General features: G+C 63.1%; 14 protein-coding genes. 8 read left to right on the forward strand and 6 right to left on the reverse strand.

All coding sequences use genetic code 11. The features are described from left to right. The first annotated feature begins 162 nt into the window (after positions 1-162). Together SE86_RS04980 and SE86_RS04985 are read left to right on the forward strand one after the other, a co-directional pair. Positions 163-423, forward strand: coding sequence for an AbrB/MazE/SpoVT family DNA-binding domain-containing protein (locus SE86_RS04980; RefSeq protein ID WP_117354538.1), 261 nt, complete (start codon positions 163-165; stop codon positions 421-423). Then, positions 420-809 carry a type II toxin-antitoxin system VapC family toxin gene (locus tag SE86_RS04985; protein ID WP_117354539.1) on the forward strand — a complete coding sequence of 130 codons (390 nt, stop codon included), beginning with the start codon at positions 420-422 and terminating at the stop codon, positions 807-809. Before SE86_RS04980 ends, SE86_RS04985 begins: the two co-directional genes overlap by 4 nt. Before the next feature lie 168 nt (positions 810-977). Here SE86_RS04985 and folP read toward each other — a convergent pair whose 3' ends face one another. From folP to SE86_RS05000, 3 genes are all read right to left on the reverse strand, one after another. After that, on the reverse strand, positions 978-1,949 hold the full coding sequence (folP, locus tag SE86_RS04990; protein ID WP_211096499.1) for a dihydropteroate synthase: 972 nt from the start codon (positions 1,947-1,949) through the stop codon (positions 978-980). A 62-nt stretch (positions 1,950-2,011) separates the two neighbouring features. Then, entirely contained in the window at positions 2,012-3,475 is a 1,464-nt protein-coding gene (locus SE86_RS04995) for a hypothetical protein (RefSeq protein ID WP_211096500.1), read from the reverse strand. Continuing rightward, positions 3,475-3,687, reverse strand: coding sequence for a DUF3311 domain-containing protein (locus SE86_RS05000; protein WP_117354540.1), 213 nt, complete (start codon positions 3,685-3,687; stop codon positions 3,475-3,477). Before SE86_RS05000 ends, SE86_RS04995 begins: the two co-directional genes overlap by 1 nt. Positions 3,688-3,808: 121 nt before the next feature. Here SE86_RS05000 and SE86_RS05005 point away from each other — a divergent pair, with 121 nt between their 5' ends. Further along, positions 3,809-5,041: a M20 family metallopeptidase gene (locus tag SE86_RS05005; protein WP_211096501.1), complete on the forward strand. Its 1,233-nt coding sequence runs from the start codon at positions 3,809-3,811 to the stop codon at positions 5,039-5,041. Here SE86_RS05005 and SE86_RS05010 read toward each other — a convergent pair. Beyond that, the gene (locus tag SE86_RS05010) at positions 5,038-5,616 is read right to left on the reverse strand and encodes a ParB N-terminal domain-containing protein (protein ID WP_342755371.1); all 579 of its coding nucleotides are present in this window, start codon (positions 5,614-5,616) and stop codon (positions 5,038-5,040) included. The two genes, SE86_RS05005 and SE86_RS05010, sit on opposite strands and share 4 nt — an antisense overlap. 180 nt (positions 5,617-5,796) lie before the next feature. Between SE86_RS05010 and SE86_RS05015 the strand changes: the two genes are divergently transcribed. Together SE86_RS05015 and SE86_RS05020 are read left to right on the forward strand one after the other, a co-directional pair. Continuing rightward, positions 5,797-6,306 (forward strand): OB-fold nucleic acid binding domain-containing protein, encoded by a 510-nt coding sequence (locus tag SE86_RS05015; RefSeq protein ID WP_117355138.1) that lies wholly within the window; start codon positions 5,797-5,799, stop codon positions 6,304-6,306. Positions 6,307-6,370: 64 nt separating this feature from the next. After that, on the forward strand, positions 6,371-7,267 hold the full coding sequence (locus tag SE86_RS05020; RefSeq protein WP_158543132.1) for an MBL fold metallo-hydrolase: 897 nt from the start codon (positions 6,371-6,373) through the stop codon (positions 7,265-7,267). Here SE86_RS05020 and SE86_RS05025 read toward each other — a convergent pair. Further along, positions 7,245-7,523 carry a hypothetical protein gene (locus SE86_RS05025; protein ID WP_117354544.1) on the reverse strand — a complete coding sequence of 93 codons (279 nt, stop codon included), beginning with the start codon at positions 7,521-7,523 and terminating at the stop codon, positions 7,245-7,247. The genes SE86_RS05020 and SE86_RS05025 overlap by 23 nt on opposite strands. 1 nt (position 7,524) lies before the next feature. After that, positions 7,525-8,208, reverse strand: a complete 684-nt coding sequence (locus SE86_RS05030; protein WP_117354545.1) for an orotidine 5'-phosphate decarboxylase / HUMPS family protein — start codon at positions 8,206-8,208, stop codon at positions 7,525-7,527. 142 nt (positions 8,209-8,350) lie between these two features. Here SE86_RS05030 and SE86_RS05035 point away from each other — a divergent pair, with 142 nt between their 5' ends. The 3 genes from SE86_RS05035 to SE86_RS05045 are packed head-to-tail and all read left to right on the forward strand — an operon-like array spanning position 8,351 to position 13,526. Next, positions 8,351-9,604, forward strand: coding sequence for an exonuclease SbcCD subunit D (locus SE86_RS05035; protein ID WP_158543133.1), 1,254 nt, complete (start codon positions 8,351-8,353; stop codon positions 9,602-9,604). Then, complete coding sequence (locus SE86_RS05040) at positions 9,601-12,327, forward strand: SMC family ATPase (protein ID WP_117354547.1); 2,727 nt, start codon at positions 9,601-9,603, stop codon at positions 12,325-12,327. Before SE86_RS05035 ends, SE86_RS05040 begins: the two co-directional genes overlap by 4 nt. Next, positions 12,324-13,526, forward strand: a complete 1,203-nt coding sequence (locus tag SE86_RS05045) for a DNA double-strand break repair nuclease NurA (RefSeq protein WP_117354548.1) — start codon at positions 12,324-12,326, stop codon at positions 13,524-13,526. Before SE86_RS05040 ends, SE86_RS05045 begins: the two co-directional genes overlap by 4 nt. Positions 13,527-13,532 lie beyond the last annotated feature (6 nt).

Here is a 13,532-nt window from a genome sequence, read left to right on the forward strand (position 1 = left end):
AAGATAGCAACATTAGGTTAGGCACGTCCTACTAGATTGAGGAGCGACCTTCGGCTGCCAGGCTAGGTTTGACCATAGGCTGATCGCTTACAGGCGGTTATCTCTAGCCTCTTAGGGCGGAAGCCTTAATAGTTTTGCTGGCTCAACTTTAGTTGAGCCGGCTTGACTGCAAAGGTAGAGGTCGGGAGGAAGGGCTACATAATAATTCCTAAGAGCATAAGGGAGCTGATTGGGATAAAGGAGGGGGACGTGCTGACCTTGACCGTTGAGAATGGAAGGATAGTGCTGGAGCCGGAGAGGAGGGTCAGCCTGCCTGAGGTGGCTAGGAGGCTCAGGGAGCACGAGGAGAAAGTGAGAAAGTACGCTAAGGAGGCCAGGCTGGGCGACCTCGCTGGCGTGAGCCTAGAGGATGAGTTCGAGTGATATTCGTGGACGCTAACTTCCTAATTTATCTCAACCTCGGCGTGAAGGAGATCGAGGGCTATTACCTGAAGCTCCTGTCAGAGGAGTCCCTCGCCACCAACCCGCTTGTCCTGGACGAGGTAATTTATGTCTCTAAGAAAAAGTACGGCGTTAGGCTTGAGGACACCTTAGACTTCCTAGATAACGTTGTGCTGCCAAACTCTGTAGTCCTTCCACTAACGATTAATGAGTACAGGAGGGCCAGGGAGGTCATGTTAAAGTACTCGCTAAACCCCTCCGACGCGCTCCACGTGGCTGTGATGCTGAACAACTCCATAAGGAGGATCCTGAGCGAGGACACGGACTTCGACAGGGTTAAGGAGGTTGAGAGGGTCTGGCTGGGCTGACCTCATCCCCACCCTGAAGGGCAAGGCCCTTTTCGGCCATTGTGAGGTCGCCGCAACCTCATGGAGTTAACCCCTCGGCAGACTTAAGTGCCCCCTTAATGGGGCTTTTCCCTTGCCAAGCGCGTTAACTCCCCGGTTAACAAGGGCCCTCGGCGCCTGCGCAACCCTTCACCTGGTCAGTACATCATGCACGAGCCTAGCAAGCTCCTCACTGCACTCCCTGGGGGGTTTGCTGACGCAGAGCCTCAGCGCCTCCCCCACGCTCACCGCGTCCCTGCTCTCGCGCACGTTGTGGGTCCTTATGGCGTCGGCCCCCATGAGCACGGATATGGCCTCAGCGCTGAGCGAGGCGAAGAGCCTGTCCTCAGGCGGAGCGGGCCTGCGCATCAGCCTCTCAAGGAAGGACTTCCTCGAGACGCCCACGAGCACTGGGAGCCCGAGCTCGCTCCTTATCCTCTGTATGCCTGTTATTAGTATGGAGTCCCAGGAGTACCACGGGTACGCCTCGTCGCCGTGCCTTAGGTCGCCCCGAACCGGCTCGCCGCCCGTGATTACCGGGTCGAGGCTCAGGGGCCCGAAGCCGACCCCTGGGTCAACCACTACCCTCTCAGGGCCTATGCCTGCCCTCTCGGCGACCTCAAGGCTCTCCCTGAGGGCCCCTATCACCCTGTCGAGCGGGCTCAGCCCCCTCCTCGGCTCCCTCTCCCTGGCGACAACTATGACGGAGGCCCCGCTGTCGGCGACGACCTTAGCCATAGCTGGGTCCCCCTTGAGGCCAGTGACGTCATTAATTACATCGGCTCCCAGCCTCAGGCACTCCTCCGCGACCCTGGCCCTGAAGGTGTCAACTGAGATCACCAGGTCAGGGTGGGAGTCCCTGATGGCCTTTATGGCGGGCCTCAGCCTGCCCAGCTCCTCCTCGGCGCTCACAAGCGTCCTGTTGTACGGAGCCGTCGACATGCCCCCCAGGTCAACCACGTCGGCCCCGTCCCTCACCATGGACTCCACGGTCCTCAGGACGTCATCAACCGTGGCCCTCACTGAGCCCCTGTAGAAGGACTCCGGGCTGAGGTTTATGACGCCCATTATCCTCACGGGCTCGCCGTCGCCCACCCAGACCCTGCCGAGCCTTGACCTCAAGGCAGCCCCCGCTGACCAGGACTAAGGGCGCTTTTGAGGATGCGTTAACTCCCGGTTAACACTCACTCCAGCTCCTCCGTCCTGAGCCTGCTCGTCACCCTGACCCCGGAGATCCTCACAACGCCATGGACCGCCAGCATAACTGCAAGGTTAACGGCGAGCCCGAGGAAGCCGGCGTAGACGTCGTACATCCAGGGCAGCAGGGACGACGAGAAGCGCACCGTGAACAGGCCGTAGGTGGTCACGGCCGTGCCGGCAGCCCAGCCGACGGCCACGCTGTACTTGTCAAGGCTGTACCAATACATGGAGATTATGATGGCTGGCAGCGTCTGCAACAGCCAGGCGTAGGCGAAGGTCAGCAGGTAGAATATCAGGCCACTGGCCGCCGGCGTCAGGGCGAAGGCGAGGGAGGCAGCTATAAGGATGAACACTGAGACCCTGCCCCAGAGGACCTGCTGCGGCTCGCTGGCCCCCCTGTTTATGAACTGGAGGTAGATGTTCCTGGTGACCAGGTTGGCCGCGCCCAGGCTCTGCAGGGCCGCTGGGACCATGCTGCCTATTACTATCCCCGCGAACGCCAGGGCTGTGAATGTGCTGTTAAAGTAGGCGTAGAGGACCGACGGGAAGGCCAGGCTTGAGACCTTGCTGGGCACGAGGCCCTTGGCGAGGGCCACGAGGCCCATTATTGCTAGGAAAACTAGCCAGACCTGATAGAGGGGCAGGAAGACGGAGTTCCTCCTTATGACATCCTCGCTCCTGGAGCTCAGCAGCCCGGTGAGCAGGTTGGGGAAGAGGAGCCACGATATGCCGCTGGCAAGGGCCAGGGTCATGTAGCCCACCATCAGGTTGCCCGATATGAGGTAGTGGGAGGGGCCAACCTCGGCGAAGATGGGGCCGAAGCCGCTGAACTTAACGCCCAGGTACACCACGACCGTGATTATGACTGCCCAGAGTATGGCGTCCTTGACCAGCGAGGCCAGGGCCGGCCCCCTGAGGCCGCTGACGGCCACGAAGGCCGCCACCAGCAGGTAGGCTATTATGAAGCTCGGCAGCACCGGGAACCCCATGGCTTCAAGAACGTACCTTATGCCCACCACCTGGAGCGCTATGTAGGGGAGCATGGCAATTATGCCCGTCAGGGATATGAGCAGGGAGAGGACCTCGCTGTCGAACCTGTCCCTGACGTAGTCCCCAGCAGTTATGTAGCCGCGGCGCCTGGAGATCCTGTAGAGCTTCGTGGCGACTATGTAGAGGAACGGGTAGGAGATGGAGCCGTAGGCCACAGCGTAGAGTATGAAGCCGCCAGTGGAGAATGCGGCCCCAGGTATTGATATCAGCGAGTAGGCCGTGTATATGTCGGCCCCCATCAGGAACCAGACTATGAAGGCGCCGAACCTCCTGCCGCCTATGCCCCACTCCGATATCCTGCTGAGGTCTGCTGCCCTCCATCTGCTGCCCAGGAACGCCACTACTACGGTGAGGCCCACGACGACAAAGAAGAGGGCGTAGTCGACGGGCCTGAACATCAGCTCCCACCCCTCCTGTCTATGAGCCTGTAGACCACGTACGTCAGGGCGGGCTGGATGAAGACCCAGGCCGTGAGGTACCACCAGGCGAAGGGCCAGCCGCCGAGCTCAGGCTGCGGCCTGTTGTAGAGCGGGGCTGCGAGGACTATGAAGGCCCAGGGAACCACTATCAGGAGGAGCACCTTCGCGAGGTCCCTTCCCCTGAGTCCCATGATTAAGCCCCTCTTCAGGGGACCCTACACAGTTGTTCTAACTAATAAATTAAACTGATCTTAGAAAGTTGAGGGAACTTTTAAATATTTATTGGGTGTGCGAGTCAGGCCGGCGGATGACGTGAGGGCTGAGGAGCTGGCCCAGCTGACCTCGGAGCTCGTGAGGGCAAAGGGCGTCAACCCGCCCGGCGACGTGACCGAGGTGGCGGGCGTGATAAGGGAGTGGCTCAGCGAGCGCGGCTTCAGCCCGGAGGTCAAGGAGTACGAGAGGGGGAAGCCGAACGTGATAGCCAGGGCGGGGAGCGGGAGGCCAACTCTGATACTCAACGGGCACACGGACGTCGTGCCCCCTGGCGACGAGTCCAGGTGGAGGTACCCGCCGTTCTCAGGCAAGGTGGTCGACGGCAGGGTGTTCGGCAGGGGGGCGGCGGACATGAAGGGTGGCCTGGCCGTGCTCATGGCTGTCTTCGCCGAGCTCGGGCCAGCGGTCGAGAGGGAGGGCTCGGGCTCCCTCGTGCTCGCGGCCACGGCTGACGAGGAGGTTGGAGGGGGAGCCGGCGTCAAGGCACTCGTAGAGGACGGCGCCCTGGCTGGGGACGCGGCCATAGTCGCTGAGCCCACGGGCTTCGACACTATATGCATAGGCGAGAAGGGCCTCTGCCAGGTCAGGCTCGTCGCCAGGGGGGTGCCGGCCCACGGGAGCCTGCCGCTGCTCGGCGACAACGCAATACTTAAGCTTATCAGGGCCGTGGGGAGGGCCCAGGAGGTCGTTGAGGAGCTCAACAGGGACCTGAGGCCGCCCGATGAGCTCAGGGACGCGCTGAGGGACTCCGCCAGGGCCTACATGGAGGGGGCCAGGGCGCCGGGGCTCGGCGAGGAGGACTTCACCAGGGCCATGGGCTCCATATCGTTCAACCCGGGCGTGATAAGGGGAGGGTCCAAGATAAACGTGGTGCCAGACCTTGCAGAGCTGGAGCTTGACATGAGGCTGCCCCCAGGCTCCTCGCCAGGCCAAGTCATAGGGAGGCTGAGGGAGGCCCTCAGTGGGCTGGCAGAGGTTGAGGCAATAGACACCAGCGAGCCAAACTACACGCCGCCCGGCGAGGCAATAGTTAGGCTCGTGGGCGAGGGGGTGGAGGCCCTGGGCGCCAGGCCGAGGCACATAATAATGACTGGGGCCACGGACGGGAGGCACCTCAGGGCCAGGGGAGTACCCACGGTGATCTACGGGCCGGGGAGGCTGACTGTGGCCCACTCCTACAACGAGTACGTTGAGGTTAGCGACCTGGCCAACACCTATGCCGTGATAAGGGGCGCCGCAGCCAGGTACCTCGGGCTCAGGCTGGCCCCCTAGGCGAGGAGGGACGAGAGCGGCACCGGCATCGCTACCCTCTTGGCTATGGTTATGTGCCTCGTCGACCTGGGCGGCAGCAGCTCCCCGCTTTCGGCGGCGCTGAGCACGAGCTCCCTTGTGGGCCTAGGCGGCACGACTATGAGGCCCCTGAGGGCCCCTGGGCTCGCCGAGACCCTCCTGAGCTCAAAGCCGTCGGCCTCGAACTCCCTCACGTCATAGTACGACTTAAGGCCCTCAAGCCTTACAACGACGCTGCCGTCTTGCCTTCCCCTCACGCTCACGGGGGCAAGCCTCTTTATTGCGGAGAGCGCCTCGTCGCTCAGCTCGTACTCCCTGGCCCACCCTGCCACCTCAACCTGGGAGTAGTCAACCGCTATAACGGGCGCAAGGGAGGCGCCCAGCCTTCTCAGGGCCTCCAGCCTGTGGGCGCCGTCTATCAGCGTCATGGTTGCGGCGTCAACTATGAGGGGCCTGTGGACCACCCTCCCCCTCGCAATGCCTTCCATTACCTCCTTGACGTGGCCCTCGAGGAAGAGCTCGTGGGGCCTTATCGAGGCTACCTCGACGAGGCCTATGTACGCCCTAAGCGGGGCAAAGGCTCATCCGCTCCACCGCCCCTGCCTCATGACAGCAGGGAAAAAAGCTTTGATAATGCATGGACGCCGATAGAAGCCCTTAAAAACCCTGCCGGCCAGCTGACCTTGGCCCCTTCCCGCATAGCGGGAGGGGTCGCGTAGCAGAAGGGAGTGTGCAAGGTGTCTGGAGGTAACGAGTCCCCTCGCAAGGTTTCTAACCTTCGCGAGGGAGAGGACAACGTGGACATAAAGGTCCGTGTTATAAGTGCTGAGCCGCCCAAGACAATACACACGCAGCGCGGCGACAGGACAATAAGCGAGGCCATAGTAGGCGACGAGACAGGCAGGGTGAAGCTGACGGCGTGGGGCCAGCAGGCCGGCAAGCTGCAGGAGGGAGACGCCGTTGAGCTCAAGGGCGCCTGGACCACAAGCTTCAGGGGCCAGGTGCAGCTCAACATAGGCGGCAGAGGGACGATACAGAAGATAGACGACGGCGAGGTGCCTAAGGCGGAGGAGATACCGGAGAGCACGCCCAAGGCCTCCTCCGACTACAGGCCCCCTAGGAGGGGAGGTGGGAGGAGGTTCGGCCGCCGCAGCTTCGGCGGGGGCGGGAGGTCCTACGGAGGCGGTGGCGGCGGGGAGGAGGGCGAAGAGGAGAGCGAGGGCGGAGGGGAAGAGGAGGAGTTCTAAGCTCAAACTTAACGTAACTTAGCTTTTTTACTTCCTACCCTTTTCCACACTCGTGGGAAAAGCCTTGACGTTAAGTGGCCTTGTTGGAAACACGTTCCTTGAGAAGGGGAGCCCTGCGACAGTCCTCTACGCGGCGGAGCCCGGAGTTGTCTATGTCGTGGACCCAGGCCAGGGCGAGGACAGGCCCAGGGCGCTGAGGAGGGACCTGGAGAGGCTCTCCGCGAGGAAAGTGATGGTCCTTGTCACCCACTACCACAGCGACCACCTGCAGGCCCTGGGGGACCTAACAGTTGACGAGGTGGCAATGAGCAAGGCCGACGCCCCAGTTGCTAGGAACCCTGAGCTCAGGGTCGTGATGACCTTCGGCTACCCCGTTAACCCCGAGGACAGCCTCCTGGCGTTCCACGGCCCTCCCATAAGGGTTGACGTGGAGGTTGAGGGGGACAGCTACGGTCCCCTTAAGCTGGTCAGGCTGCCGGGCCACACGGACGGCCAGCTGGGGGTCATAACGCCCGACGGCGTCCTCTACGCGGCGGACTCTATTTTCGGGGACAGGGTGCTTGAGAAGTACGGCGTGCCCTACCACAGGATGCCGTGCGCCGCAGAGGCAAGCCTTAAGACTATAGAGGGCCTTGAGGGCAGGGCTGAGATCATCGTTCCATCGCACGGCCCCGTGCTCAAGGCCTCGGAGGCCGGGCCCATGATAGAGGCCAACATTAGGAGGATCGAGGAGGCGGGCGAGGTGGTCGCCGAGGCGGCCTCAAGGGGCTCCTCCCTCAGCGACATAGTCTCAGCCCTTCTCAACAGGTTCAAGTACTCCCAGCTGGCGCCTGACGTTGTTATGTTGCTTGAGGCCACAGTAAAGGGCTACATAAGGTGCATGAGGGACGAGGGGTCCCTTGACGTTGAGGTTGGCCCCTCAGGCCTCGTCTTCAGGTCTAGGCGGGCAGCCTCACCCTGAAGGCCGCCACCCTGACGCTCCCGGCGGGCCCCTCAGGCTCCTTCAAGCCCTCTACCTCGGCCTGAAGGCCCTTGGACTCCATTATGTACTTCAGGTCCTCTATCCAGTCGTAGAGGCCGCACGTCTCGCAGTAGGTGCCATCAAACTTTATGTAATAGACGTCGCCCCTCCTAGTCACAATCCTTGCGACCGCCTCAGGTGCCCTGTACCTGTTGTACTCCCTTATGGACTCCCTTACCGCCTCCTTCGCCTCCATCTTAACACCTCGGCCTGAGGCCCTCCAGGGCCCTCCTGGCCGCGGAGGCCGGGTCAGCCGCCTTAGTTATAGCTGAGCCTATAATTATAATGTCAGCCCCGGCCTCCGCGACGCCGGCCACGTCCTCAGGCTTTATGCCCCCAGCCACGGCAACTGGTCCCCTGAAGAGCTCCTTGGCCCTCCTGACCACGTCCTTCGCCTGGGCGGCCGTTATGCCCAGGGCCCTCTGGACGTCTATGCCTATGTGTATCAGCGCCACGTGGGCCCCGGCCCTCCTGGCCTTCTCAACCCAGGGGCCGAGGTCCGTGAAGCCCATGAGGTCTGCGTACACGTCCCTCCCAGCGGCCTCGGCCTCCCTGACGGCCTCCCTTATCGTCTCCTCGCTGCTCGCGGCGAGGACGCTCATGGCGTCGGCCCCGTGCTCGAACGCCAGCCTCGCCTCAAGTCCCCCCACGTCCATGGTCTTGGTGTCAGCCATCACGAGGTGGCGGCCGGGTATTGACCTGAGCACGTCTACGGCCTTCATGCCCTCAGCCTTTATCAGCGGCGTGCCGGCCTCAAGTATAACGGCGGGCCCAAGGGCCGTGAGCGAGCCCACCCTCACGGCGTCCCTCAGGTCTGTGAAGTCAAGGGCCACCTGGAGCAGGCGGCCGCACTCGCCGATCCTCTCAACGAGGCTTCCCATAGAGCTAGCCCAAGCTGCTAAGGCTGCCTAGTAATAATAGTGTTACGGCTGACGCCCGCCCTTATAGTGGATGAGGCCCCGCCCCTTGCACGTAGAATTTAAGGTATTACCGCGCCTTAACAGGGAGGAGGCCGGGGCCCGGTTGCTGATAGCCCACATGTCAGACGTCCACCTGGGCGCCAGGAAGTACGGCGAGAGGGCAATATATGACGACGTCTTCAGGGCCTTCGAGGAGTCCCTGGAGGCCGTGGCGAGGGAGCACGCGGAGGCCCTAGTGCTCGCCGGCGACGTCTTCGACTCGCCTCACCCGGACAACAACACGCTTGTCACAGCGGTCAGGATGCTCAAGTCGTTCACCTCGAGGGGAATTAAGGTGGTCGCGGCGCACGGCGAGCACGACACGCCGGGCAGGAGGGAGGCGAGCGCCCTCTCAATAATGTCCGAGGCCATAGAGGGCTTCACTGCACCGAGCCTGCTGGGGGCAAACGTCAGCCAGCCCCAGCAGGTGGTCGACATCATGACGGTTAGGCTGGGGGGCGCCGCCTTCCTGGTCTACCCCTTCTTCAAGGTCAGCGTTGAGGAGAGGAGGAAGCACTACAGCGACCTGAGGCCCTTCTACGACGCGGCAGCAAGGAGGCTCAGGGGCGACGGGATTAAGGCCGTCTTCGTGGCCCACATACCGGTTGACCCCGTATTCAGGTTCCCCTCCGAGACCGTTACCTCCGTCAACTCGTTCCCAAGGGTGAACTACGTTGCCCTGGGGCACATACACTCGAGGACCATAGGCAAGGTTGAGCTTGTAGACGGCGCCCTCTGGTACGCCTACCCGGGCTCCATCTACCCGCTGGACCTCGAGGAGGCGAGGCTGAGCCACAGGAGGGGGCCCCTCCTCATTGACCTATCGGGAGACGAGGCGTCCGTGCAGGAGGTGCCCGTGCAGGTCAGGGAGCACTTCGTCGTGCCTGTCACCGTGAAGGAGCCCAACTCGGCCTACTACGACATGAAGGCGGCCCTCAGCAAGGTGAGTGGCCAGGGGGGAGGGCCTGAGCCCCTGGTTCACCTTGAGGTCACAGCTATGCCGGGCGTGCCCACGAGGCTCATCGCGGCTGAGGCCAGCAGGCTCAGCAGGGAGCTTAACATGATAATAATACCCCACGTCAGGAGGGCCGAGGAGGAAGAGGGGGATGCCAGGGAGCTCAGGCGCGAGGAGGGGAGAATTGACGTAGTGAAGCTGATGCAGGAGATAGTTGAGAACGACGAGTTCACGGCCAGGGCAGTCCTTGAGCTTGCGGCCGCGGCCGCTGAGGGCGACGAGGAGTCCGTGGACTCGACCCTTGAGAAGCTGGCCTCGTGGCAGAGGTCCCTTGACATACTTAGGAGGCTGAGCTCGCAGTGACGCTGACCATAAGCAGGCTGACGCTTAGGAACTTCCTGAGCCACAGGGGCACCACAGTAGAGCTGCCAAGGGGCAGCATAGCCATAGTCGGGGAGAACGGCGCCGGGAAGTCAAGCATGTTTGAGGCGATCTACTTCGCCCTGACGACCTCGGGCTGGAGGGGCAAGCTCGCTAACCTGGTGAGCGTGGGCTCCAGCTCAGCCATGGTTGAGCTCACGCTCAAGGACGACTCCGGCCAGGAGGCTGTCGCAGCTGCCACAGTTGAGAGGCGCAGGGACTCGGCCACCTCGTCGTACAGGCTCAAGGTGAACGGGAAGCTCGTGGCCAGCGCTGCCTCGGCCTACAGGGAGGAGGTGGCCAAGCTTCTGGGCCTCGCGGGCGTGAGCGACTACAGGGGCTTCATAGAGTCGGCCGTTATAATAAGGCAGGGGGGACTTGAGGAGATAGCCTCAGTCCTTGCCCGCGAGGACAGCAAGAGGCTCAGGGAGCTGGTGGAGACCGCCATAGGCATCCCTCAGCTCAGGGCGGCGGTTGACAACATAAGGTCGCACTCCATAAGGGCCGTGAGGAGCGACGGGAGCGTCATAGCCTCCTTTGAGGTAGGGCCAAGGAGGAGGAACGACCTGGCCCTCACGCTGCAGGGCGTGAGGAAGCAGAGGCAGGACAGGCTTGCGGAGCTGAGGGACGCCGAGGCAAGGGCCAAGGAGCTTGAGGCGCAGCTGAGGGAGGCCGAGGCCCAGGTCAAGGGCCTTGAGGCCGAGGTCGACAGCCTCTGCGGCCCCGTGGGGGCGCTGCCGGAGCTTGAGGCGCAGCTGAGGGAGGTGGAGGGGCAGCTGAGCTCAAGGACTTCGGAGCTGAAGGAGCTTGAGGAGAGCGAGAGGGAGCTCGAGTCCAGGATTGCAAGGGCTGAGGACGCTAAGGCCGTTGCCTCGCTTGAGCCCAAGGTGAGGGAGGTTGACGCGCTGAACTCCCAGCTGGCCTCGCTCTACGGCGAGCTGGCATCGCTGAGGCCGGCCGTTGAGGCCCTTGACGACCTTAAGCAGCACGAGGGCGACTACAGGCGCTACCTTGACCTGACGTCAGAGCTCGACGAGCTTAAGAGGAAGGAGGTTGAGCTGACAGCAGCGATCAGGGGCGCCGAGTCGGCGGAGGCCCAGGCCCGCTCGCTCATGGAGCAGGCGAAGGCCGTCGCGAGGAGGCTCGGCTCTGCCCTCGGCCTCAGCCTTGAGCCTACGCAGGAGGCCCTGAGATCCGCCCAGGAGGCCGTTAACAGGCTGAGCGACGAGCTTGAGGGGCTCCGCAGGAGGGCCCAGGAGCTCCAGGGCAGGCTCGGCTCCATCAGGCAGGCCAGGGGACAGCTTAATGACATAACGAGGGTCCTGGCCTCGGGCTCCGAGGCCAGGTGTCCGGTCTGCGGCAGCCCCCTGTCGCCTGGCAGGAGGGAGGAGCTGAGGAGGCACTACGAGGAGGAGGCTAAGAGGCTTAACGAGGAGGAGGAGGAAGTCAACAGGGAGCTTAAGGAGCTTGAGGCCAGGGCGACTGAGCTCGAGGGGGGGCTCAGGGGGGCCCAGACGGCCCTGGGACAGCTGGCCCAGCTTCTCGAGTCCCTCGCCAAGGTGCAGCGGCAGGACGTCAGCGGCCTCAGGGCGCAGCTGAAGGAGATCGTTGAAAGGGAGGAGGAGCTTAAGGAGGAGGCCAAGGGACTTGAGAGGGGCTACTCAGCCTACGTCTCGGCGGCCGACAGGCTCTCAAAGCTTAAGGTGAGGCCCGAGGAGGCTGAAGCAGTGAGGAGGCGCTTCTCAGAGCTCTCAGCCAAGCTTAAGGAGGCGACCGAGGCCAGGGACTCGGCCCTCAGGGAGCTCATCCAGGCGGTCAACGCGAAGAGCTACGACGAGGCCAGGAGGGCCGTTGAGGAGGCCGTCAGGACGGCCGCGGAGCTGCCGTCCCTTAAGGAGCAGCTCAGCATGGTGAGGTCAAGGATGGAGGCCGCGTCCTCTGAGGTTAAGTCGCTCGAGGCCAGGGCCTCTGAGGTTAGGGCGAGGCTTGATTCCCTGAGGTCGCAGGCCGCCATGTGCGACGCCAGGAGGAGGGCGCTGCAGGAGGCCAGGGAGCGCCACACCAAGCTCGCCGCAGAGGCGGCCTCAGCAAAGTCAAGGGCTGAGCAGCTGAGGAAGGACGCGGACAGGGCCTATGAGGACGAGCAGGCGCTCTCCGCGGCGCTTGACAGGCTCGACGCGGCCCTGGGGGCCCTCAGCGCCATAGAGAGGCTCGAGAAGACCCTCTACAGGAGGGCGCTCGTCAGCCTTGAGAATGAGATGAACGACGTGTTCAGGGTCTTTGGCCTCGACTACGCCAGGGTGGAGGTCAGGGAGACCGAGGACGCGTTCTACTTCACCGTCGTGGACAGGGAGGGCAGGGAGAGGCCCATAGCCGGCCTGAGCGGGGGCGAGCAGATAGTGATAGCCCTGGCCTACGTGCTGGCACTCAACAGGGTGATGCACTCAAGCATAGGCTTCCTTCTCCTTGACGAGCCAACTGACATGCTTGACGACGAGAGGAGGAGGGCCCTCGTCGATGTCCTTGGTAGGCTGACCGAGGAGGGAGGGCTGCAGCAGCTCATAGTGATAACCCACCACACGGACCTAGTTGACAACGTCGACAAGGTGTGCACGGTGGAGAAGGGCCCCGACGGCTTCTCAAGGGTGAGGTGCGAGGAGGGATGAGCGTAGTAGCTTACGCGCTTGAGCTGAGGGACCTGATAAGGTCGCTGATAGACGTGAGGCCTGAGCCCTGCGAGTTCAACTGGCTCCCGCCGCCAGAGCCCAGGGGGCCCGTTGCCTACTCCGTTGAGGACGGCGGCCAGGGCGACAGGAAGCTCAGGACATACACCGTGTTTGCCCTGAAGGCCTGGGGGGCGGGCTTCGTTGACGGCGAGGCCCCGAGGAGCTTCCAGGAGGGCTTCGTTGGCGTTGTAGTGCCCCAGGGCCTTGAGCAGGGCCAGAGGATGAGGCGCTACAGGCAGGTCCTCGAGCTCGAGGTGGCCCTCAAAAGCATGGTGCCGGGGGGCCTCGCGCTCTTCGACGGCACGCCCCCCATGAGGTGGGGCAGGGTGGGCGCTAAGGCCACGTGGGAGGAGAGCCTTGAGGCCGCCGCCAAGCACATCATTAAGCACAGGGGTGCGCTTGAGGGCCTCACGAAGGGCACGTGCTCCACGCCAGACGTAGACTGCCTGGCCGAGGTCCTTGAGGGGGCCACGAGGAGGCCCCTGAGCGCCAGGGCGCTTATGAGGCTCGCCAGGGAGGGGGCCCTTGGGATAGGCAACTCGCTCAGGGACTACTACCCGATACTTGCGCTTGAGAGCCTTGAGAGGCTCCTGCTCTTCAGGAGGGTCATAGAGGCCGCCTGGTCGAGGGGCTCAACCCCCGTCTTCGTAGTGAAGACCAGCAGGTCGACGAGCTTCTGCGGCGGCAGCCTCCCGGACGTCCACCTGGTTGAGGCCACCCTGAGGGCCAGGGGGAGCTTTGAGCCGGGCTACGCTGTGGCCAACGTCTACAACAGCGTCTACGACTACTTTGGCCTCAGCAAGAGGGAGCGCAGCATGTACCCAGACGTCGGCGGCCTCAGGGACTTCTACGAGAACAGGCTGGCGGTCGCCAGCGCCTTCGTGAGGCTCAGGGCAGGGGGCTTCATCTTCAAGGTCGAGGTGCTCTACGACCGCTCCGCGGGCGCCGGTGACCCAGCGGGGCTGCTCAGGGAAGTGGTCTCAAGGCTCTCCTCGCTGCCCTTAACCTCCGAGGGCTACCCGCTGCCGCTGGTGGTAGCAGACTCAAACTCAAGGGTCGCCAGGGCGGAGATGGAGGCGGCCATGAGGGCCCTGGGCCTCGACCTCACGCCCGAGAGCAGGAGCATGTTGAGGGTTTAGGGTGAT

Source organism: Acidilobus sp. 7A, assembly GCF_003431325.1.
Classification (GTDB): domain Archaea; phylum Thermoproteota; class Thermoprotei_A; order Sulfolobales; family Acidilobaceae; genus Acidilobus.

Bases quoted from the DNA above. Each gene is read 5' to 3' on its own strand.
- SE86_RS05000 (WP_117354540.1), bottom strand. From the start codon at position 3,687: ATGGGACTCAGGGGAAGGGACCTCGCGAAGGTGCTCCTCCTGATAGTG.
- SE86_RS05045 (WP_117354548.1), top strand. From the start codon at position 12,324: ATGAGCGTAGTAGCTTACGCGCTTGAGCTGAGGGACCTGATAAGGTCG.
- SE86_RS05025 (WP_117354544.1), bottom strand. From the start codon at position 7,523: ATGGAGGCGAAGGAGGCGGTAAGGGAGTCCATAAGGGAGTACAACAGG.
- SE86_RS04995 (WP_211096500.1), bottom strand. From the start codon at position 3,475: ATGTTCAGGCCCGTCGACTACGCCCTCTTCTTTGTCGTCGTGGGCCTC.
- SE86_RS05030 (WP_117354545.1), bottom strand. From the start codon at position 8,208: ATGGGAAGCCTCGTTGAGAGGATCGGCGAGTGCGGCCGCCTGCTCCAG.